Here is a 21,511-nt window from a genome sequence, read left to right on the forward strand (position 1 = left end):
TCAAGAATGAGCGGACGGGTTGGCTGGAGCGCGAGGAATCGAGTTCACGCTCTCCCGGTCGAACGGAATATCTGATGCTGCTCGGCAAAACCGCTCCGCGTCATGCGATCATGCTGACGAGTGCTTCTGAGGAGATCAGGAGCTTTCCGCCCTCCACCTTCAGCGCAAAGGTGCGTACAGAACCCTCGTCGGCCCCAACAGCCATGCCTGTCTCGAGCGAGATGACCCAGTTATGCAGCGGACAGGTGACCTGAGCGCCGTGCACGATCCCCTGGCTAAGCGGGCCTCCCTTGTGTGGACAGCGGTCCTCGATAGCGAAGAAGCGATTTTCGATAGTGCGAAACACCGCAATCCGCCCCTGCGGCGTCGCTACACAGCGCGCGCCGCGAAGAGGGATATCTGCCGTTTGGCCAATAGCAATCCAGCTCATCGCGCTCCCCCCGCCGCAACCGGAAAACCGATAGTCGCCATCGGCCGGAATTCGTGCTTGTCCTTGCCCGATACCCGTTCGGACCATGGATCGACCTGCGCGAATTTCTGCGAGAAGACAAAGCGTTCGAAATAGGCTTCGCGCCTCTCGCGATCGTCCAGAATCTGGCGGCGGATCTCGTCAAGACCGACGCGCTTGGCCCACTTGTAGATACGCTCAAGATAGCGCGCCTGCTCGCGATACATCTGGACCAGCGCCACGATATGTTCCAGCGCCTCGTCCTCGGTTTTCACCAATCCCAAAATTTCCGTGCCCTTGATGTCGAGGCCCGCCGCGCCGGCGAAATGGATCTCATAGCCGGAGTCGACGCAGATCACGCCGACATCCTTGCAAGTCGCCTCGGCGCAGTTGCGCGGACAACCCGAGACCGCCATCTTGACCTTGGCCGGAGTCCACGAGCCCCACATGAATTTCTCGATGCGGATGCCGAGCCCGGTCGAGTCCTGCGTGCCGAAGCGACACCAGTCGGTGCCAACGCAGGTTTTTACTGTGCGCAAGCCCTTGGCATAGGCATGACCCGAGACAAAACCGGCTTTGCCGAGATCAGCCCACACCGCAGGCAGGTCTTCCTTCCTGACGCCCAACATGTCGACGCGCTGGCCGCCCGTGACCTTCACGGTGGGAATGTGGAATTTATCGACCACGTCGGCGATGGCGCGCAATTCCTTCGCGCTGGTGACGCCGCCCCACATGCGCGGTACAACCGAATAGGTACCATCCTTCTGAATGTTGGCATGGACGCGCTCGTTGACGAAACGCGACTGATAGTCATCGGCGTATTCGTCCGGCCAGTCGCATACGAGATAGTAGTTGAGCGCCGGCCGGCACTTTGCGCAGCCGCATGAAGTCTTCCATTCCAGTTCCTGCATGACGGCAGGAATGGTCTTCAAACTCTTCGCCTTGATAAGCCGGCGGACATCGCCATGTCCGAGCGTGGTACAACCACACATTGGCTGCACGGCGCCGGGATTGTAGCCGTCGCCGAGCGTCAGCGTCATGAGTTGTTCGACGAGACCCGTGCAAGAGCCGCAGGATGCGGATGCTTTTGTGTGGGCGCGCACGTCGTCGAGCGACGTCAGGCCTTTGGCCGTGATGGCCGAGACGATCTTGCCCTTGCAGACGCCGTTGCAGCCGCAGATTTCTGCATCATCCGGCAAGGCTGCGACCGCCGCCATAGGATCGAGGGACGTGCTCCCCTGACGGGATTGACCGAAAATCAGCGTCTCGCGCATCTCCGAGACATCTGTCCCCTTGCGCAGCATATCGAAGTACCAGGCGCCGTCCGCGGTCTCGCCGTAAAGGACCACGCCGACAATGCGGTTGTCCTTCAGCACGAGCCGCTTGTAGACTCCCGCGCCCGAATTCCGCAGCACGATATCTTCCCGATCAGGCGCGTCGGTGAAGTCGCCCGCCGAGTAAAGGCTCACCCCGGTCACCTTTAACTGGGTCGCTGTTTCGACGCTGCGGAACGTCGCTTCGACTCCTGTCAAAGTCTTCGCCGCGACTTTGGCCATGTCATAGAGCGGCGCGACGAGGCCATAGCAAATGCTGTTGTGCTCGCAGCATTCGCCGAGGGCGAGGACATTCCTATCAGAGGTCAGCATCTGGTCGTCCACGACGATGCCGCGCTCAACATGGAGGCCCGCATCGGTTGCGATCCGCGCCTCCGGGCGGATGCCGACCGCCATCACCACGATATCCGCCGGATAAAGGGTGCCGTCATCGAGCAGCACCGCTTCGGTTCGCCCGTGGCCAAGGATCGCGTTGGTCTGTGCCTTGCAGTGAATTTTGATTCCGCGGCTCTCCAGTTCCTTCTGCAAGAGATAGCCCGCCGCCGCGTCCAGCTGGCGCTCCATCAGGTGGCCCATCAGATGCAGGACCACCACCTCCATACCATGGAGCCTGAGCGCCGCCGCGGCCTCCAGTCCGAGCAGACCGCCACCGATGACGACAGCCTTGGCGTCCTTTTTCTTGGCTGCGGCCACCATCGCCTGCACATCGTCATAGTCGCGAAATGCCATGACGCCCGGCAAGTCCCGCCCGGCAACGGGAATCATAAAGGGAGCGGATCCGGTCGCAATCACTAGCCTGTCGTAAGGAGTTTCGCTGCTCGCCGAGTGCACCGTCTTCGCCGCACGATCGATGCGCGTAATCGTCTCGTCGAAGCGGCATTTGATCTGGTGGGCGTCATACCAAGCCGCATCATGCGTGACGATCTGATCGAACGACTTCTCGCCTGCCAGCACAGGCGACAACATGATGCGGTTGTAATTTCCGCGCGGCTCCGCTCCAAAAAGGGTAATGTCGAAACGTTCCGGGTCAGCTTCGAATAGGTGCTCGAGCATCCGTCCGGAGGCCATACCTGCGCCGACGATGACGAGCTTCTCTTTCTTGTTCATCTTGATTTGCTCCGTCGTCCTTAGCTAGCGAGAGCCGTCGCAGATCACTAACGCAAGACTCGTGCCAGTCCTAAAAATGCACTACGCTGCCCTCAGAACATTGCCGAGATCGACCGCACCCAGAAACGACCGAGCACAGGATCGCTCGCTACGGGAGCAGATGGTGCTGAAAGATTGTGCAACGCAACATCGGCTATCAGGGACGTCCGCCACCGCCGTTAACTCTTAGGCAAGTATGGGAAGCGCTGGAGACAGTCACCTTTGGCTTGCCTGCCTTACACTTTTCATCTTGCCGCCTTGCTGAGGTCAAACCCAAAGCCTTCATCTCGACATATAGACCAGCCGGAACCCGGCCGCGCAACATGTAACCTGGAACTCAAATGCTATTCAGATCACAACCTGCTGGTCCTCAAGCCGATCCGCACGACGCGATAGCCGCGCAACTTCGCGACTTGGCGCCGCGAATCACGCGTGATCCTCAAATTGAAGCCAATCACGAGCCGTCACAGGTTGAAGAGACGTCGCTATCGACGGCACCATCCCTGCCGGCAAGCGAACCCTCGTTCCACCCTGCGCCGTCGAACGACAACGTTGACGCACTCCTAAAAGATATCCCCCGCGCACGGTCTTATCGCGGTGTCTTAACCGTGCTGTCGGCCATCTGTATCGGCGTTGCCGCAAGCGTGGCCTGGCATTCCTATGGTGAAGAGGCCAAACAGAGGCTTTCGAGTCTTATACCGCATCTTTCAATGGAGGCTCCTGCCCCTACGCAGGGCGTAAATGCAGTTGAAGCGCAGGACACGGCGACCCAAGCCGCCGCGCCTCAACCAAATGCCGAAGCGGAACCTGCGCAAGAGACTGCGACCGCAGCCCAGCCATCAACACCGTCGACGGATCCCGTCACGCCCCCGACGCAAGCTGCACCAACTCAAGCTGCGCTTCCGGCCGAAATTGCACAGTCGCTTGAGTCAAACGCAAGCGAGATTGCTGCGCTGAAAAGCGCGGTCGAGGATTTGAAAGCCAGCCAACAGCAACTGCGCCGAGAGATCGCAACGGCCGCAGAGCGCGAGGCTCACCCCAAGCCCCCCGTGCAGCACCGGGCTAAGTCTGTTCCACCAAAGCCACAACGCCCCTCGCCTCAAGCGGCAACATACAATCCTCCTCATCCGTCCCCTTCGCCGCCATCGGCGACCGAAAGCCGGATCCCCCCGCAACGCGACGCCTACATTCCGTCCCAAGCGCCGGTACCCGCCCGACTTCCGGCACAGCCTGGTGACGACAGCGCTCCCCGTCCGCCGATGCCGGTGCGGTAAACGACGCAAGCCCGAACGCGACGCAACTGGCCGGCATCGCGACATGCCGGAGTAACCGGTCCGGGCACGCAAGGGATTATCCCCTGTGGAACATGTGCGCCGGGATCGCGTTATAGCCCGTCCTTCTTTACTGGCGGGGGTATCGGATGGCTCGGTCAAACAGTGCTCCGGCAACCGCTTTATTTCCCGGCTTGATCACCATTGAGCTGACGGTCAACGGCACCAAGGAGAAGCTCGATATTGCTCCTTGGACAACGTTGCTCGATGCATTGCGAGATCGTCTTGGCCTCACGGGCACCAAGAAAGGCTGCGACCATGGCCAATGCGGTGCATGTACGGTGCTGGTTGACGGCCGACGGATCAATTCCTGCCTGACGCTTGCGGTGATGAGGGACGGCGCCGAGGTGACCACCATTGAGGGTCTTGCGACCGATGGTGTCCTCCATCCCGTGCAGCAAGCGTTCATCGATCACGACGCGTTCCAGTGCGGTTACTGCACACCGGGACAGATTTGCTCGGCGGTCAGCCTGATCGCCGAAGGCAAGGCGAAGACGCCCGATGATATTCGCGAACTGATGAGCGGAAACATCTGCCGCTGTGCGGCCTATCCGAACATCGTCGCTGCGATTCAGCAGGCCATGGATGCGTCATGAACAATTTCCAGTACTCGCGGGCAACGGATGTTGCTGACGCCCTGAGCCAGATTGCGGCTGATGCGTCGGCAAAGTTTATTGCCGGCGGCACCAATCTCGTCGACCTGATGAAATACGACGTCGAACAACCCAGCCGGCTGATCGACATTTCGCACCTTCCTCTCGCCAAAGTCGAGGAAACGACCGACGGCGGCGTGCGCATCGGTGCGCTGGTGCCGAATTCCGATCTCGCCTGGCACCCACTGGTGGTGGAACGTTATCCGCTGCTCTCAAGCGCTATCCTCGCCGGCGCCTCGGCCCAACTGCGCAACATGGCGTCCACCGGCGGCAACCTGCTGCAGCGGACCAGATGCTTCTATTTCTATGATGTCGCGACACCATGCAACAAACGCGAGCCCGGTTCCGGCTGTTCGGCGAAAGACGGCATCAACCGGATCAACGCGATCCTCGGCACCAGCGATGCCTGCATCGCCACCCATCCCTCCGACATGTGCGTCGCGCTGGCGGTGCTTGATGCCAGGGTGCATGTCGCCGGCCCCAACGGTGAGCGCGCCATTGCAATGGCGGATTTCCATCGCCTGCCCGGCGATACGCCGCAGCGTGACACCAATCTCGATCCGAAAGAAATCATCACGGCCATCGAACTGCCGGCGCAGGGCTTCAACACGCACTATACCTATCTCAAGATCCGGGATCGTCTGTCCTATGCCTTCGCACTGGTCTCTGTGGCGGCGGCGCTCAAGATGGATAACGGAACGATTCGCGACGCGCGGCTGGCGCTCGGCGGCGTTGCCCATAAACCGTGGCGGAATCCGGAAGCCGAAGCGGCATTGAACGGACAGCCCCCCACTCACGATACCTTCGCTCGCGCGGCCAATGTCGTTCTTCACGGGGCCAAGGGTTTCGGTCACAACACCTTCAAGATCGACCTCGCCCGGCGCGTCATCATCCGGGCGCTGACGCAAGCCGCGAACGGCACACCGCAATCTCAATCGGACAAGAAAATCGCATGAGCCGGTGCTTCACCCTCATCAACCGAGCACGACCATGACGACCTATATCGGTACGGCGACATCGCGCGTCGATGGGCGCGACAAAGTCACGGGCGCCGCTCGTTACGCCGGCGAGTACGGCGCACCCGATCTTGCACATGGCAGCGTGGTCGCTTCGACCATCGCCAAAGGCCGTATCAAGCGGATCGACACCAGCGAAGCCATGAAGGTGGATGGCGTCCTCGTCGTCCTCACTCATGAAAATCGGCCGCCGATGGCCGATAGCGACAAGGCATACGAGGATGAAGTCGCGCCCGAAGGCTCGCCCTATCGTCCGCTTTATGATGACGAAATTAAATTCAACGGCCAGCCGGTCGCGCTAGTGCTGGCGGAGGACTTCGAGACCGCGACTTACGCAGCGTCTCTCGTGAAGGTCGACTACGATGAGCAACCGCATGTCACCGATCTGGAGCGCCAGCTCGCCAACGCCGTCGCGCTCGATCCACCGGCCAAACCGCGTGGCGACGCGGCCAAGGCGTTCGTAACGTCGGATATCAAGCATCAGGCCGACTATTCCGTGCCCATCGAGCATCACAATCCGATGGAGCTGTTCGCATCGACCGCCGTGTGGCACGACGGCAAGCTCACGGTTTACGACAAGACGCAAGGGGTACAGAACGTTCAGCGCTATCTATGCGGCGTGTTCGAGACCAGGCCCGACGAAATCCGTGTGATGTCGCCGTTTATGGGCGGCGGCTTCGGCTCCGGTCTGCGGCCGCAGTATCAGGTGGTGCTCGCGGTGCTAGGCGCCCGCGTGCTCAAGCGCTCGGTCCGCCTCGTCCTGACGCGGCAGCAAATGTACATGATCGGCTATCGCCCGGCGATGGTTCAGCGTATCCAGCTCGGCGCAAAACCGGACGGCACGCTGAATGCGATCACACACGACGCCACCACGATGACGTCGCAATACGAGGACTTTTATCGTAATGAGACGACATGGTCCGGTCTGCTCTACAAGAGCGAAGCCGCCAGTTACGCGCACAGCCTAGTCCGCCTCGATCTTCCGACAGCGTGCGACATGCGCGCGCCGAGCGCGGCAACCGGCGTTTACGCGCTCGAAGCGGCGATGGACGAACTTGCGGTTGCGCTGAAGATGGATCCGCTCGAACTGCGGCTGAAGTGTTATTCGGACAGCGACCAGTCTACCGGCCTGCCCTTCAGCAGCAAGAACCTGCGCGAATGTTACAGCCAAGGTGCGGACGCGTTCGGCTGGAACAAACGCAGTTTCGAGCCTCGATCGATGCGTGATGGCAACGATCTGATCGGCTGGGGCATGGCCACGGGCATCTGGGAAGCGCTGCAGGTACCTATCACGGTGCGGATCACGCTGACTGGAAACGGCCACGCCGAAGTGGCGTGCGCGACGTCGGACATCGGGACCGGAACCTACACGATCATGGCGCAGGTCGCCGCCGATATGCTCGGCCTTCCGATCGATAACATCACTGTCAAGCTCGGGGACTCGACGTTGCCACCGTCTCCTGTCGAAGGAGGGTCGTGGATCGCCGCGTCGGTTTCGAACGGCATCGTTACCACTAGCAACGCCATCCGCGATGAACTCCTGAAGATGGCGCAGGCCATGCCGAACTCGGTGCTGAAAGGCGCGCAGGCCGACGACGTGGTGCTGACCAACGGCTCGATCATGTCCAAGACGAATCCGCGCAGCACCGTCATGGTCGCGGACGCCATGCGTCAAGCTGGCATCGAACGCGTCACTCAGGAAAAGGCCACAGAATTTAAGAAGGGAGGCAAGCACGCCCACAACACTCATTCAGCAATCTTTGCCGAAGTAAAAGTAGACGAGCAGTTGGGAGTCATACGCGTCACTCGGCTCGTCAGCGCGGTCGCTGCGGGACGCATCCTCAACCTTAAGACCGCGCACAGTCAGGTGATGGGCGGTATGATCTGGGGCATGGGAATGGCGCTGCACGAGGAAACGCTCATCGACCACCGCTTCGGCCGGATCATGAATGCCAATATCGCCGAGTATCATGTGCCGGTGAATGCCGACGTCCACAACGTCAAGGTGATCTTCGTCGATGAGCAGGACGACATCGTCAACCCTATGGGCATCAAAGGGTTGGGCGAGATCGGCATCGTCGGCGTTCCTGCGGCGATTGCCAACGCTGTCTATCATGCCACAGGCAAACGGGTGAGAGATCTTCCGATCACTCTCGACAAGTTAGCACGAGACGCCTAGGCGCAGGTCATCTGCGTAGCTAGCGAGCGCAAGCCGACAACTTCTTGATCTCATATACTGAAAGCAACGAGACCGAACTTTGCTCGCAGGTTCTTTTTTTCCGACTTTGATAAAGTCTTCCCGTCGCAAGCGACATGAACTTCTATATGAAAAAGGCCGCCCGCTGGGGCGGCCTTACCATGGCTAAAGCAGCCCATCAGGTGCCGCCGCTGTATCCGGTTTTCTCTTGGCCCTGAGGCTTATTGTCAGGCATATCTTCCTGGACGCCCTTCCGGATTTCGGCCTTCTGCTTGGTTTCCGTCTGCTGGCTTGCCTTTTGGCCTTGATCGCGCTTCTGGTCCGGATTTTTCTCATTCGGGTTGGTCATTGGAGAACTCCTTCCTTTGTAAAGGACAATGGGTTCCCCTCTAGATTCGTTCCGATGAAACTTCGTGTTGGCAGTTTATCCTCACAAACGTCAAAGAAAGAAAAGCGACCGCGCAAGCACAACGGTGCAACGTCAATTCGTCATGAAGCAGTTCGCAGGACGCTAATGTGCAGGGAGCGCCTCTCTCTGACGGCGACATTTCTGACTTCCCTATTTCTGTCGCGGCTGGATCAATTCCTGGCCCACCGAGACAAATTTCGTTCTAACTAATAAAGGTCAGGCAATCTTTCGCGGTAGCCCTCCGTAACTCTGGCGCAACTCGCGTGAGGATGCGGATCAGAAGCTCACCCGCACAATGTTCTTCAGCGCCTCATAAACTGGCCGAGCCCGTTGCCGTTGAGATATTCGATCGTCAGTTCGCGGGCTGGCTCGTCACCTGCTCGTTTGAAAGTAACCGACGACAACGAACCGTCGGTTTGGTTTTCGCTGGAAGGGCGGACCGAAAACACATCACCATCCCAGTGCGTCAGCTCATAGGGTTGGCTCAAATGGCCGATCTCTAATTCTAGATGACCATTTGCATCGACGATCTCGGCGTCTCCGAAGTAAGGATTGCCGTAGCGACCAACATAGGATGAAGAACGCGCAGCCGGTGCTGGCGCGGTGAGTGGCGACTTGCCGACGAGATCGCCCGCCGGCGCCGTGAGCTGCGTCATAGCCGCGCCATAAGCAGCAAACCAATCCCGCGTCACCATCCCGAACTGGACAATATCCGTGAAAGAGGTGCCGACCGCCTCCGCTGCGCCACCTGGTTCTGCATTGGTCAGCACGACAATTCCAATCCCGGCCGAGGGGATGATCGCGTAATAAGTCCCGGCACCCAGCGCGAAGGCTCCGGAATGACTGATCGTTGTTCGGCCCGCCGGCGTGATTCCGACGCCGAATCCATATCCGTACAGGCTGGGCCTCGCATCGGCTGAAGGGGAGTGAATAGAAACGACTTCGGCCGTCATGGCTGGAAGCAGCGCATCTGCCGGAATGATCTGCCGGCCTTCGAATTCGCCGTTCTGCAGCACCAACGCTAACCATCGCGCAAGATCGTTTGCCGACGAGCTGACGCCGCCTGCGGCTGACTGCGCATCGGGCCGGCGTTGATATTTGGGCTGGAAGCCGTTGCCGACCTTTACATGTCCAATGGCGCGATTGGTCTGCTTTTCGAAATCAGCAAAGCGCGAGCTGGTCGCGCTCATGCCGAGCGGTTTGTAAAGAACCTCTTCAGACAGGCTTTCCCAGTCCTTGCCCGATGCGGCAGCAACGGATTCCGCCGCCGCCATCAACCCGAAGTTTGTATAGGCATAGACGTCCCGGAAGCCGCGAAGCGGTAGCAAACGCAGGCGCTCCAGCACGGTTCGACGATCATAGCCGAGATCCTCGAGATCATCGCCGGCATGCTGCGGCAAGCCCGAACGATGGCTGAACATATCCGCAATGGTGACATGCTGTGTCACCCACGGGTCCATCAACTCGAACCAGGGCAAGTGCGCTTGGACAGGCGTATTCCACTTGACAACGCCCGCACCGACCTGGCAGGCCACGACGCTAGCCGCAAGGGATTTCGAAAGCGATGCGATCTGAAAAACGGTATTCGCGTCAATCGGCTGGTTCTCGCCGACTTTCCGGACGCCAAAGCCCTTCGCGTAGGCGACCTTGCCATCATGGACCACCGCGATCGCCATGCCCGGAATGCCGCTCTTCTTCATGACGTCACCGACGATCGCGTCGAGGCTCGTGATCGCCTTCTCGATCTGACCATTGGTAATGGGTACGCCGGAGGTCTGAGGCGGTGAAGTCTCCGCAAAACTCGATGTTGTCGCGCACGCCCAGACAAGACACGAAGCTACCAGCTTGACGAGGATTGCTCTCAGGCGAAATGCGACAACAGATTTCTGCAAGAACATATGCGGCCTTCAGATGTTTGTACCGTCACTTTGATGCATGATGACGTTTGCGATGACCATCGGTCCACTGCAATCACAAACGCGAAGGCTTTCATATCCTTTCAGAGATGAACCTCGGGCAGACGCGATGCCCGCCTGCTGCGTCGCGTATGGGGTTACGAGCGGGTTTATCTCAATCCCAAGGGCGAGCGCCGGTAGCCACTATCGCGAGCCTCATTCCTGCACACGAAGCTGCCGGTATTTCCCGACGCATAGCGTCGTTGGCCTTTTAGGTAATAGCGTTCTTTTCTGAAATCGAGCCAGACGATCGTATCGCCGGGACAATTGCGTTGCGCTTGGGATTCATACCGGAACGGCGTGAGAGACTGCGCGATCGCGCCATTTGCCGCACATGAAATGAGGATCACAAGGGCAGCGGAATAACCGTAGAAGTTTAACCGCATGTCCTGCATGTTTCGTTGACCTCGAACCGCGAAGGCCCAGCTTCAACGTTGATAAATCTAGAGAATTTCGCGCAACCGTTGTTTGTTTTGTATCAGGTTTTTGTATTTTCACAAGTCAGACGGTTACTCCGCAGCTCAGAGGGACCGCCAGAGCCCGTCGGGACCATGAGCTCTCGACTTTTAACCTACGATTGAACAGGCGAAGCACCGCGCAGCTTTGCGAATAGTGCTGCGTTGCGCTCAGTTCGCTCCTGCCGCACAGTTTCGATTTTAATCACCGCTTCTCGGAACGACTCCCTGGGCGTGTAATGCTCAGGTCGTTCCGGGAGGGGAATCTTGTATTCCCGGCAAAGTGCGTCGATCAAATCCAGCGCCTTCAATCCGAGTTTCGACCAGTGCTCTTCACGATACTCATAGTATTCTGAGTAGTGCGGTGGGAACGAAAAGTCTGCCGTGGAGGCAAGCCCTTCTTTGATGCCGTCGAGTTTGTTCGGCATAGAGAGCAACTCGAACATCAGACTTCGCGGAAGCGCCTTGTAGTCGCCGTCTGCTGGAAGCGTGAGCGTCGGGTCAGCCACGGTGTTCTCTGTGATGCCCTCACTATCCTCGGTGAGAGGGTCATGGACTGCATTGTAACACGCGGCCACCAGAGCATCCAAAACAAGCACAAGACGCATGGCGAGGTACTCTGCATCTTTGCGCTGCTTGGTCGCAGCAAAGCGCGCTTCTTTGAGCCACGCTAACAAGGTGGCCGTAAGTTGCCCGACTACGGCAATAAGGCCTCCCAGCGCCACCTTACCAATGTCAGACTTCCAAAATTCGAGCATAACATTCTATTCCCCTGTTTCGCTGTCCTCCTCGCTGCTTCAAAAATTAAAGCGGCCAGCGAAAATTACTGGCCTGCCCCTATGAGGTGGTCCGGTTTCAGTCTTAATGCATAATCGGCTTTTCGGCCATTGCTTGCGCTGCTGGCGGAAGCGATCCGGCTGGCTTTGAAGGCCAGGCGATGGCCTCTGGCGCCGGCGGTTTATATCCGAGCGATGAGTGTGGTCGCTCGGTGTTGTAGTAGCGCCGCCATGCCTCGATGATGACCTTGGCCTCGGCGAGGCTGTAGAAGATCTCACTGTTGAGCAGTTCGTCGCGAAGCTTCGAGTTGAAGCTCTCGCAGTAGCCGTTCTCCCAAGGGCTTCCGGGCTCGATGAACGCGGTCTTGGCGCCGACAGCTGCAATCCACTCTCGCACTGCCTTGGCGATGAACTCCGGCCCGTTATCAGAACGAACGTGGCCGGGCACGCCGCGTAGGATGAACAGGTCCGACAAGACGTCGATGACGTCGGTCGAGTTGAGCTTGCGATCAATCCGGATCGCCAGACATTCTCTGGTGAACTCGTCGATGATGTTGAGCATGCGGAACTTCCTGCCATTGTGGGTCCGGCCCTCGACGAAGTCATAGGACCAAACATGGTTTGGATGCTCGGGCCGAAGCCGGACGCACGATCCGTCATTCAGCCAGAGTCTGCCTCTCTTCGGTTGTTTCTGAGGAACCTTCAGCCCCTCCCGCCGCCAGATACGCGCGACACGCTTGGCATTCACCGTCCAACCCTCGGACCGCAGCATCGCCGTGATCCTGCGATAGCCATAGCGGCCGTAGCGTGAGGCCAGACTGATGATGTCGGTCGTCAATGCCTCTTCATCCGGTCGGCTTTGCGGTTTCTTGCGCTGGGTCGAGCGATGCTGGCCCAGAACCTTGCAGGCAAAGCGCTCCGAGACGGAGAACTTCACCATGACATGGTCGACGCAGCGGCGACGGCGGGAAGGGCTCAGAAGTTTCCCGAGGCAGCCTCTTTCAGGATCAGCTTCTCGAGCGTCAGGTCCGACACTGCCTTGCGCAGCCGGTCGTTCTCTTTCTCAAGCTCTTTCAAGCGCTTTACCTGATCGCCCTTCAGGCCACCAAACTCCTTGCGCCACCGGTAATACGTGAACTGCGTCACGCCGATCGAACGAACCGCTTCGCCAACCGATCTGCCTTGTGAAAGCAAAACATCGACCTGGCGCAGCTTCGCGACGATCTCTTCCGCCTTGTGCTTCTTCTGGGGCATTCCAATGTCCTCTCTAACGGCTAATAGCCTAATTCAGGGAGGACCACTTTTCAGGGGGCAGACCATACTGACGAGCATTCGGGCCATCTTCCCGCTTCCACTCCTCAATTAATGCGTCAACCGTTACGTTCGGTCGAAGGATTTGCCCGCCGCGAATGTAACTTGCACTTTCACCTGATATTGATGAGTTGTAGAAAAGGTCCGGAGCATCGAAGTGGCGTTCGGAGTGTTCCCAATTAGTGAATGATTCCGGTAAGAACCGGGTCAGATCGAACTTCCGATACAGAGCGTATCCACCTACTGCCATAAATTCCGCCAACGGCTTGGCCTTGATCAGCACGAGTGTTCTACCGTGGTTGAAATCACCAGCGCCAGCGTCGCGAAATACCTTGATCACTTCTTCTAGGTCACCCTCCGAATTTAGGCGACAATACGCGCTCCGCTCAGCAATGAAATGCAAGCCAAGCGAGTGAACAAGCTGCTGACTAAGCTCAATCGGCGGATTGTAATTTGACATACCGTCAAAGGACCGCCGAAATACAATCGGCTCTGCCCTATGAAGCGGGTGCTCTTCAGGTAGGTCGAAAGGCGGTTGAAGGTACATCCTGTGTCCCTGTCCTCCGCCCCACGCTTTCTGAATGCACCACGCTTGATCGACGTAAAAGCTAGTATCGTACAGCTTGTCCTTGTCGGGATTGGCGAGGTTTGCCACGCGCGCAAATATCGAAATGATCAGCAAGCTTTGGAAGCTCGCGTAAAGGATCACGAAGTCATGCTCTTCCTCTGTCAAGAGGCGCACGCCATCTCGTTCTGCCCCTAGAAGCCAATCCTTGTCGGGTCCAGAGGGACTTACATGGACAGCGCTAAGGCGCTCATAGAACTTTCGCTCTTGCATAGGGTCTTTCCAGTTGCTCACCACGGACCTTGTGAGAGTCTTCCGCAGCAAGCAAGCCAATGCATTGTGGAGTGCCTGTGCTTATGAAGCGGATGTTGCGTATGTACACAAAATGATCTAATGTTCATTAGGTAAATATGTGTTCATAGGATTATAGTCATGGCGTCGGGAAAATTCGTTTCTTACCTTCGCGTGAGCACCGACAAGCAAGGGAAGAGTGGCCTTGGCATTGAAGCCCAGCGGGAAGCCGTCACGAGCTATCTCAATGGTGGCCGGTGGACGCTCATGGCTGAATACGTCGAGACGGAGAGCGGGAGGAAGTCGGACCGCCCTAAGCTGGCAGCTGCGCTCTCACACGCGAAGGCCATCGGGGCCAAGCTAGTCTTTGCAAAGCTAGACCGCCTCACACGCAACGTGGACCTCTTACGCTCCCTTGTGGCTAGCGATGTGGACCTCGTGTTCTGTGACCTTCCCAGCGTCCCTCCAGGCCCCATGGGCAAGTTCCTGCTGACGCAGATGGCATCCGTGGCTGAGCTGGAGGCGGGCCTGATCGGTGAGCGCACGAGGAAGGCATTGGCCGCTGCAAAGGCCCGAGGGGTAAAGCTAGGCAACCCCAACGGTGCGCGTGCCCTTCGTGGAAAGCAAACCGGCAACGCTGAAGCAGTCGCTAGGATCAAGGAGAAGGCCGCACAGCGCGCTTTGGACCTCCAGGGGATCATTGCGGGCATCAAGCGCTCAGGCATCACAAGCGTTCGTGCCATCACTGACGAACTGAACAAGCAGGCTATCAGCGCACCTCGTGGTGGCGAGTGGCATCCAACCGCCGTCGCACGGTTGCTCAATCGCTTGCCTAAGCCTGCTTAGCCAGTCCATTGCCAACATTCTAGAACGAGCTTGAGAGAGGAGCATTCATCATGACAGTAGGAACGGTTTTAGCGTTGCTCGGTGTCGTCGCAGTGTCATTCGAAGCACCTGTGGCCGCTCCGGTACTTTGGGTGCTGGCAATCTGCGTGATGTGGCACGGCGGGTAGAGGTCGACCTCGCAATCTGAAAAATTTGGGTCCCCTATTCACACCGGACCCTAAATTCCCCGCCCTGCCCGGCCCAGCTTCAAACTATTCGGCTTTAAGGGCGCGCCGCCGCCAGACTTACGGCTGCAGTGTCATGGTCTCAGCCCGTAGTGCAAGCGCGGGTGGGCCTTCGGTGCTGACTAGCGCTCCCTAGCGGACCAAGACGACTGAGCCGTTTCAAGGTGTTGGCCTGAGGTGAGACCCGGAGGCGTTCCACGGGATTCTTATACTTTCCAATACGCGTGGCTCACCGTTATGAGAGCTGTCGCTTCAATTTCAACTAATCGGGACTCGGCGATCCAACCACTGAGCGCCCGGGTTGTGTGTGGAGGCCGTAGTCGTGAATAAGTGACTCGCTGTTCTCCGAGGTAAGGCGCACACTCTTCAAATCACCGAGCGGCTCTTGGCTTTTATCGGTGACGAGAACGCCGTTTGCGCTCCCGCCGCCTACTCAACCAGGGAGCATCGCCATGCAGGAGCATGATTCCGTTTACGGGAAAACCTTTCAAGATCGACGGGCCGAGGACGCCCGCCGCCTTAGAGAGGAAGCTTCAAAAATCCCTGACGGCACGGCTCGCAATCTTCTTGTGCAGCAAGCTTTCATAGCAGAAACCGCTGTGAATGTGGACCGGTGGCTATCATCCCCGCAGTCGCCGAAAAAGGTCCCCATAATGCTGCATGTGGCCGATGCGCTTCGGCGGGCCCGTGCGCTTCCGGTTGGCGCAGCGAGGAACGACCTTCGCCAGTTAGTAAGAGGATTGCGGGACCTTCACCGTGCAGACGACGCCGAACGGCCAGCCTGATTGTCACAGGCATTTCAAGGGTCACAAACGCGAAGGGTAGGGCGTGACGGCTGCGAAAGCAGTTTCCCCCGTACCCCGTCCGCGAGGCCACCCCTTGCGGCAATGGGAGGAGGGGTTCAATCTACGGCCTTCTCTGATACGGACCACGCCTCATGATTTCGATCCCATTGGTACTCGTATTCGTTGGTGCCATGCTGTACTTCGGGGCGAAGACCGTCCTGGGCTGGATGCGGCCAAAGCGCCGTGAGTGAGACGCTAGGCCGCGTGCTCTTTGCGCTTGGCGACCTTGGCAATCGTCGCGCGGCTGCATCCGATGGTTTCTGAATAGCGCTTTATAAGGTACGCTACCCAACTGGGTCCCATCGGCCTCAATTTGCGCAGAGCCTCATTGATTTCGTTGGGTATTCCCGAAGTCATCAAGCACTTAGCTGGTGAACGGTTGCACTTATAGACCAGAGGGCTGCCGTCTGATGCGCCCGACCTCGAATTACAGCGAACGCCCTTATTGAAATCGTTCGGAAATCCCGAATCTATCAAGCACTTAGACGCCAACGTACCGGCATTCTGACCGAAGGCGCAACTCTCCATCTGCCCATCTGCGTCCGTATCGTCGCGAGCACAGACAGTGCAATCCCGCGCGGCGCAAAATGGCTCTATTTGAGCACCTTCCGCTTCGATACCAAACACTTACCCGGGTTCAGCGCCCACTTCTGTAGGAAAGCGCTTCTGTACCCGAGGAGCACGCAGGTCCCACCGATGGACCACACAAGCTGCTCCTCGCCTCACCACATCCAAACTCAAACCATCAAGTGAACGAACCATCATCATTGCAAACAGGGCCATCACAAGCCCCGGACTTCAAGCAGGTCCGCAGTTACCTTCGCAGCATCAGCCAACGAGAAGCCCTCGGTGATTTCATCAAAGCGGGCTGGACTCCATCCGAGCTAGCGGAGTTCGCACGTCAAATCTTCCTCGCACCCGGCAAAACCTTTCCGACAGCCGCGTCCTATCAATACGCGATGGAGAAGGGCTGCGAGCATCCGTTTGCGAAGGAGACCTTGGTGTCCCTTCGTGCCCCAGGCTTCACCATGCCGCCATTCAGTCGCCCTGAGCCGAAGGAGTACGACTGGGACGACCCTGACAATCCGAAGCATTCGGCTGAATTAAGAGCCGAAATCGAATTGATGGCGCGTCTCTGGAGAAACCGTGAAGCTAGTTTCCGAGAAGAGCCGTGGCCCAGCGAGTACCCACCGATACCAAGGCTGCTCTGGAAGCGTCTCTTCCGAATACGCAATCGCTACCACTCGCTCGAGAACACCCTGCAGTTCCAAGGGCTACTTGGATACAGCGCGCCTTACACCGAAGAAACGGCGACAACCAACGCACCTACGAGCACATCGGATGAATGCTGCATCTGAGATAATTTCATGCGCGGTGGAAGAACATGGACGTGCAGCGTTGATGTTCTCGGGAGGACTGGAGAGCTGCCTTTTGCTCCACCTAGCCTCCCCTTGGCGCGAGAAGGTCACTGTATATGCGTTGCGCACCAATCTAGACTTTCCGCATATGATCGAGTTCGTCGACCAGAAATTGACGGACTGGTCTCACCGAGTGATCCAGGTGGACCTTACGGCCTCCTTTCAGCAGTACGGGCTTCCTTCCTCGGTGGTGCCCGTGGATCACATGCCGGATATGGCGCAGCGGCTTGCGTTCAATCAGCGGCAGCCATTGATCCAGCCGTGGCTCACGTGCTGCTTCATCAATCGCACAAAGCCTTTGCTCGACGCGGTCCACGCTGATGGATTGCGTGCCGTAGTGCACGGTCAACGCGCTGGGGATTTTGAGAAGCTACCTACGACGGGCCCGAAGATGCCGTCTCATCCCGAATTGGAGCCTGTGTATCCCCTTTGGCCCATGTCTCGGACTGAGGTGTTCGAAACTGTGAAAGCGCTGGGTATCAAAATTCCCTACCACTACAAGGAGTATCCATCATCCTTAGATTGTTCGGTGTGCCCTGCGTCTCTTACGTCCGAGCGGCGCGCTTGGATGTCACAGCGCTATCCTGCGTTTCTTCAGGGCGCTGAGGCTCTGGAGAAAACAATACGAGGGGCTGTCATGACTGCAATGGACGCTGACAACACCTCCTGTTCACGAGAGGAAACACAGAAGATTAGCTGTTGAAATTAGTTGCCAGTTTGGCGGCTATTGGGTCGCTCGGCTAAACGACGTGCTACTCCCCGCTCGCTGTAATGCGGAACGGAGGAATATCGCGATGGAGACCCCGAGCAGCCCAACGTTGATACCAAAGGACCAACGCATGTTTCGGCGGCTTTATGCTGCCCTAAAGCTGCTGATCCCAATGCACCGTCGCATAACGACGACTCAAGCGAGGACCTTTCTTCACGTGGCTTTTGAAGAGGGACTGAGCGTATCAACCCTGGCAACACGCTGCGGTGTGCGGACTCACACCATCTCCAAGCACCTTCGTGACCTTGGACCTATCAACCGCCGTGGTGAACCGAGCTTAGGTCTGATCGAGGCAATCCAAAAAGCCCATCACGACCAGAGGGAATACTTCGTGATCCTCACGCCTCGGGGAGCATCGCTAGCTCGAAAGATGTTCGCGATCATGCGCCATGGGTTTGCCCCTAGTGACCCACCACAGCTCCGGTAACGAATGCCGAGGAATTCCTAGGTAGCCCAGGGATGCCTGGGAAGCCTCAGGATGCGTGTTGCATCCTTGGATGCACCAAACAAGCTATCGCCTACCAGAACGCCTCAGCGAGTCTCCCTGATCCCGTGTGCTGTGGTGACACTAGTAGGTCCTAAGGTATCCACGGGGAGCCCCTGGTGGTTACACCGGAGCCTCCTCAGTCATCGCAGTGGTGTACCCGGGTTTAACCGTTGCGTACTTTGGGAAGCCTTGGTGTGAACACCAACAACACCAAACCTCTGAATGCCCCTCAGAGGGCTCAGGGGACTCACTGATGCGTTTTTTATTGTTGATGGTGTTGGGGAGTACCAAGGCTTCAAATCGAGTCCTGAGGGCTCCCTGAGGCCTGCTTAGGCCCTCTACTTAGCTAGCACCCACCCGGTTTGTAACTTTATTTGCAGCGTAGCTGAACGCATCAGTTCTCCGACAATCTCCCCCTCAAGGCCAACCTTAGTTGTTCTCTTAGAGAGAAAGGGGGGAGCTTTCTTCAATCATCAAATTCCGACACCTCCTAACCGTCCTTTGGCCGGACCCATGGTCGTGTCAATTCCGAGTACAGGATAATTCTGCTTATGCAGACCTCCATAGACCAGCACGGGCTCGCTCTCGTGCCGTCGCAACTCTTCCTGAGCCGTATGGTTCAACACTGGTCCCAAATCTCTAACGGCAAGATGCCCGATACGCCGGTCCTGCGAGAGGCTTGGTCCATTTTCGATATTTGGTGCCGAGACCTCATCATCAATAATGCAAGCAACAACCCGTTCAAACCTTCAGTGGTCCTTCCGTTGCCTACAGGTTCAGGTAAGACTGAAGGCACGTGTGTTTACGCGGCGCTCCAAGCCGATACCAACGCGAAATGCGAGAGTAACCCTGTAGGTGTTCTGATCATAACACGACTGATCAAGGACGCTGAGGGATTGGTAGCCAAAATCAATTCCATTGCTGGGCGCTCGGTAGCGGTCACCAGCCACACAGACCATAAACTCAAGTCATCCGAGATGTCCCGTGCGGACGTTCTGGTGATTACCCATGCGGCCTTTATGCGTGCCTGCTGGTCTTTTGGTGCTGGCAATGAGAGCCGATGGGATGCTTATCATTCATGGGATGGTGGCAAGCGTCATCTCATTGTGGTGGACGAGGCGCTGTTGAACTCCGTGAGCCACCACAGGGTCACCAGCAAGGATATCGAACTGGTGCTGCGAGCAATCCCGCACGAGAAGAGAGACAATTTCGGCGGTGCCATTAAGACGCTCACCATGCTGCAGGACTATCTTGATAAGCAAGAACAGAAACATGTCCCCGGCGATGATCAGACCGTGCCGCTTTGGGGAGAGGGCTCACCGCGACATGCCTTGGAAATTGCGGCCCTACGGGATGCACTAGGCTCTTCGGAGTTCGACCCCAACCTATTCGCGGAGGACGCCGCACACAATGTCTCGACTGTCCTTGAGGCTGCTCAGGTGATGTTGGAGGAGTTCGCCTACTATCGTCACAGCGGCGCTCAACATACACTGAACTCAGCCCGCTACCTTATTCCTAAGGGAATGCCTGGGGTGCTCGTGCTCGATGCTACCGCCCGCTCTAACATGACGTATGAGCTGTTGGGCGGTGGCGTGATGCTCGCTGACGTGCCGTCCGGCATCCGCAATTACGACAACGTCACTCTGCACGTGGCACGCACCACCTCGGGCATGGGCAAAACGAAGATGGAGAAGACCAAACACACGCGAATGCCACGCTTAGCTGCTGAATTGACCAAGGAGCTGGGCAAAGACCGCAAGGTCTTCCTTTGTGTTCACAAGTGCGCAAAGGATTTGGCGCTCACGTACAGCACCGACGCCTTGCCTCTTGGCCTGCCCCTATGAGGTGGTCCGGTTTCAGTCTTAATGCATAATCGGCTTTTCGGCCATTGCTTGCGCTGCTGGCGGAAGCGATCCGGCTGGCTTTGAAGGCCAGGCGATGGCCTCTGGCGCCGGCGGTTTATATCCGAGCGATGAGTGTGGTCGCTCGGTGTTGTAGTAGCGCCGCCATGCCTCGATGATGACCTTGGCCTCGGCGAGGCTGTAGAAGATCTCACTGTTGAGCAGTTCGTCGCGAAGCTTCGAGTTGAAGCTCTCGCAGTAGCCGTTCTCCCAAGGGCTTCCGGGCTCGATGAACGCGGTCTTGGCGCCGACAGCTGCAATCCACTCTCGCACTGCCTTGGCGATGAACTCCGGCCCGTTATCAGAACGAACGTGGCCGGGCACGCCGCGTAGGATGAACAGGTCCGACAAGACGTCGATGACGTCGGTCGAGTTGAGCTTGCGATCAATCCGGATCGCCAGACATTCTCTGGTGAACTCGTCGATGATGTTGAGCATGCGGAACTTCCTGCCATTGTGGGTCCGGCCCTCGACGAAGTCATAGGACCAAACATGGTTTGGATGCTCGGGCCGAAGCCGGACGCACGATCCGTCATTCAGCCAGAGTCTGCCTCTCTTCGGTTGTTTCTGAGGAACCTTCAGCCCCTCCCGCCGCCAGATACGCGCGACACGCTTGGCATTCACCGTCCAACCCTCGGACCGCAGCATCGCCGTGATCCTGCGATAGCCATAGCGGCCGTAGCGTGAGGCCAGACTGATGATGTCGGTCGTCAATGCCTCTTCATCCGGTCGGCTTTGCGGTTTCTTGCGCTGGGTCGAGCGATGCTGGCCCAGAACCTTGCAGGCAAAGCGCTCCGAGACGGAGAACTTCACCATGACATGGTCGACGCAGCGGCGACGGCGGGAAGGGCTCAGAAGTTTCCCGAGGCAGCCTCTTTCAGGATCAGCTTCTCGAGCGTCAGGTCCGACACTGCCTTGCGCAGCCGGTCGTTCTCTTTCTCAAGCTCTTTCAAGCGCTTTACCTGATCGCCCTTCAGGCCACCAAACTCCTTGCGCCACCGGTAATACGTGAACTGCGTCACGCCGATCGAACGAACCGCTTCGCCAACCGATCTGCCTTGTGAAAGCAAAACATCGACCTGGCGCAGCTTCGCGACGATCTCTTCCGCCTTGTGCTTCTTCTGGGGCATTCCA

The 21,511-nt window shown here is 57.9% G+C and carries 17 protein-coding genes; 8 read left to right on the forward strand and 9 right to left on the reverse strand.

The genetic code is table 11. The features are described 5' to 3' along the window. Positions 1-100: 100 nt before the first annotated feature. Both nirD and nirB read right to left on the reverse strand, forming a co-directional pair. Entirely contained in the window at positions 101-430 is a 330-nt protein-coding gene (gene nirD / locus ACZ5IL_RS18175; RefSeq protein ID WP_464593684.1) for a nitrite reductase small subunit NirD, read from the reverse strand. After that, the gene (gene nirB / locus ACZ5IL_RS18180; protein WP_464593686.1) at positions 427-2,889 is read right to left on the reverse strand and encodes a nitrite reductase large subunit NirB; all 2,463 of its coding nucleotides are present in this window, start codon (positions 2,887-2,889) and stop codon (positions 427-429) included. Before nirB ends, nirD begins: the two co-directional genes overlap by 4 nt. 380 nt (positions 2,890-3,269) lie before the next feature. On the opposite strand from nirB, the gene ACZ5IL_RS18185 reads away from it, so the two are divergent. From ACZ5IL_RS18185 to ACZ5IL_RS18200, 4 genes are all read left to right on the forward strand, one after another. Continuing rightward, entirely contained in the window at positions 3,270-4,202 is a 933-nt protein-coding gene (locus tag ACZ5IL_RS18185; RefSeq protein ID WP_464593687.1) for a hypothetical protein, read from the forward strand. A gap of 146 nt (positions 4,203-4,348) precedes the next feature. Continuing rightward, entirely contained in the window at positions 4,349-4,855 is a 507-nt protein-coding gene (locus ACZ5IL_RS18190; protein ID WP_464593689.1) for a (2Fe-2S)-binding protein, read from the forward strand. Beyond that, positions 4,852-5,868, forward strand: a complete 1,017-nt coding sequence (locus ACZ5IL_RS18195; RefSeq protein ID WP_464593691.1) for an FAD binding domain-containing protein — start codon at positions 4,852-4,854, stop codon at positions 5,866-5,868. Before ACZ5IL_RS18190 ends, ACZ5IL_RS18195 begins: the two co-directional genes overlap by 4 nt. Positions 5,869-5,902: 34 nt before the next feature. Further along, entirely contained in the window at positions 5,903-8,107 is a 2,205-nt protein-coding gene (locus ACZ5IL_RS18200) for a xanthine dehydrogenase family protein molybdopterin-binding subunit (RefSeq protein WP_464593693.1), read from the forward strand. A 196-nt stretch (positions 8,108-8,303) separates the two neighbouring features. On the opposite strand, the gene ACZ5IL_RS18205 is transcribed toward ACZ5IL_RS18200, so the two are convergent. The 6 genes from ACZ5IL_RS18205 to ACZ5IL_RS18230 form a co-directional block, all read right to left on the reverse strand. Next, positions 8,304-8,474, reverse strand: a complete 171-nt coding sequence (locus ACZ5IL_RS18205) for a hypothetical protein (RefSeq protein ID WP_464593695.1) — start codon at positions 8,472-8,474, stop codon at positions 8,304-8,306. 362 nt (positions 8,475-8,836) lie between these two features. Beyond that, complete coding sequence (locus tag ACZ5IL_RS18210) at positions 8,837-10,432, reverse strand: serine hydrolase (protein WP_464593697.1); 1,596 nt, start codon at positions 10,430-10,432, stop codon at positions 8,837-8,839. Positions 10,433-10,599: 167 nt separating this feature from the next. Further along, positions 10,600-10,875, reverse strand: a complete 276-nt coding sequence (locus ACZ5IL_RS18215; RefSeq protein ID WP_464596939.1) for a hypothetical protein — start codon at positions 10,873-10,875, stop codon at positions 10,600-10,602. 185 nt (positions 10,876-11,060) lie between these two features. Next, positions 11,061-11,702, reverse strand: a complete 642-nt coding sequence (locus tag ACZ5IL_RS18220; protein WP_464593699.1) for a hypothetical protein — start codon at positions 11,700-11,702, stop codon at positions 11,061-11,063. A gap of 103 nt (positions 11,703-11,805) precedes the next feature. Continuing rightward, a protein-coding gene (locus ACZ5IL_RS18225) for an IS3 family transposase (protein ID WP_464593342.1) occupies positions 11,806-12,974 on the reverse strand; the annotation gives its coding sequence in 2 pieces (ribosomal slippage) (positions 11,806-12,710 and positions 12,710-12,974; 1,170 coding nt in all). 28 nt (positions 12,975-13,002) lie between these two features. Next, positions 13,003-13,764: a hypothetical protein gene (locus ACZ5IL_RS18230; RefSeq protein WP_464593701.1), complete on the reverse strand. Its 762-nt coding sequence runs from the start codon at positions 13,762-13,764 to the stop codon at positions 13,003-13,005. Between the two features lie 264 nt (positions 13,765-14,028). On the opposite strand from ACZ5IL_RS18230, the gene ACZ5IL_RS18235 reads away from it, so the two are divergent. The 4 genes from ACZ5IL_RS18235 to ACZ5IL_RS18250 all read left to right on the forward strand — a co-directional run bounded on the left by ACZ5IL_RS18235 (position 14,029) and on the right by ACZ5IL_RS18250 (position 20,320). Next, positions 14,029-14,733 carry a recombinase family protein gene (locus ACZ5IL_RS18235; protein ID WP_464593703.1) on the forward strand — a complete coding sequence of 235 codons (705 nt, stop codon included), beginning with the start codon at positions 14,029-14,031 and terminating at the stop codon, positions 14,731-14,733. Positions 14,734-16,551: 1,818 nt separating this feature from the next. Next, the gene (locus ACZ5IL_RS18240; protein WP_464593705.1) at positions 16,552-17,160 is read left to right on the forward strand and encodes a hypothetical protein; all 609 of its coding nucleotides are present in this window, start codon (positions 16,552-16,554) and stop codon (positions 17,158-17,160) included. Further along, the gene (locus ACZ5IL_RS18245) at positions 17,144-17,923 is read left to right on the forward strand and encodes a phosphoadenosine phosphosulfate reductase domain-containing protein (RefSeq protein ID WP_464593707.1); all 780 of its coding nucleotides are present in this window, start codon (positions 17,144-17,146) and stop codon (positions 17,921-17,923) included. Before ACZ5IL_RS18240 ends, ACZ5IL_RS18245 begins: the two co-directional genes overlap by 17 nt. A gap of 1,104 nt (positions 17,924-19,027) precedes the next feature. Continuing rightward, entirely contained in the window at positions 19,028-20,320 is a 1,293-nt protein-coding gene (locus tag ACZ5IL_RS18250; protein ID WP_464593708.1) for a DEAD/DEAH box helicase family protein, read from the forward strand. A gap of 18 nt (positions 20,321-20,338) precedes the next feature. Here ACZ5IL_RS18250 and ACZ5IL_RS18255 read toward each other — a convergent pair. Then, a protein-coding gene (locus tag ACZ5IL_RS18255; protein ID WP_464593342.1) for an IS3 family transposase occupies positions 20,339-21,507 on the reverse strand; the annotation gives its coding sequence in 2 pieces (ribosomal slippage) (positions 20,339-21,243 and positions 21,243-21,507; 1,170 coding nt in all). Positions 21,508-21,511: the final 4 nt, after the last annotated feature.

The sequence above is a fragment of the Nitrobacter sp. CN101 genome, from assembly GCF_055390255.1.

Bases quoted from the DNA above. Each gene is read 5' to 3' on its own strand.
- ACZ5IL_RS18235 (WP_464593703.1), top strand. From the start codon at position 14,029: ATGGCGTCGGGAAAATTCGTTTCTTACCTTCGCGTGAGCACCGACAAG.
- ACZ5IL_RS18215 (WP_464596939.1), bottom strand. From the start codon at position 10,875: ATGCGGTTAAACTTCTACGGTTATTCCGCTGCCCTTGTGATCCTCATT.
- ACZ5IL_RS18245 (WP_464593707.1), top strand. From the start codon at position 17,144: ATGAATGCTGCATCTGAGATAATTTCATGCGCGGTGGAAGAACATGGA.
- nirD (WP_464593684.1), bottom strand. From the start codon at position 430: ATGAGCTGGATTGCTATTGGCCAAACGGCAGATATCCCTCTTCGCGGC.
- ACZ5IL_RS18250 (WP_464593708.1), top strand. From the start codon at position 19,028: ATGCAGACCTCCATAGACCAGCACGGGCTCGCTCTCGTGCCGTCGCAA.
- ACZ5IL_RS18195 (WP_464593691.1), top strand. From the start codon at position 4,852: ATGAACAATTTCCAGTACTCGCGGGCAACGGATGTTGCTGACGCCCTG.
- nirB (WP_464593686.1), bottom strand. From the start codon at position 2,889: ATGAACAAGAAAGAGAAGCTCGTCATCGTCGGCGCAGGTATGGCCTCC.
- ACZ5IL_RS18210 (WP_464593697.1), bottom strand. From the start codon at position 10,432: ATGTTCTTGCAGAAATCTGTTGTCGCATTTCGCCTGAGAGCAATCCTC.
- ACZ5IL_RS18220 (WP_464593699.1), bottom strand. From the start codon at position 11,702: ATGCTCGAATTTTGGAAGTCTGACATTGGTAAGGTGGCGCTGGGAGGC.
- ACZ5IL_RS18185 (WP_464593687.1), top strand. From the start codon at position 3,270: ATGCTATTCAGATCACAACCTGCTGGTCCTCAAGCCGATCCGCACGAC.
- ACZ5IL_RS18205 (WP_464593695.1), bottom strand. From the start codon at position 8,474: ATGACCAACCCGAATGAGAAAAATCCGGACCAGAAGCGCGATCAAGGC.
- ACZ5IL_RS18200 (WP_464593693.1), top strand. From the start codon at position 5,903: ATGACGACCTATATCGGTACGGCGACATCGCGCGTCGATGGGCGCGAC.
- ACZ5IL_RS18190 (WP_464593689.1), top strand. From the start codon at position 4,349: ATGGCTCGGTCAAACAGTGCTCCGGCAACCGCTTTATTTCCCGGCTTG.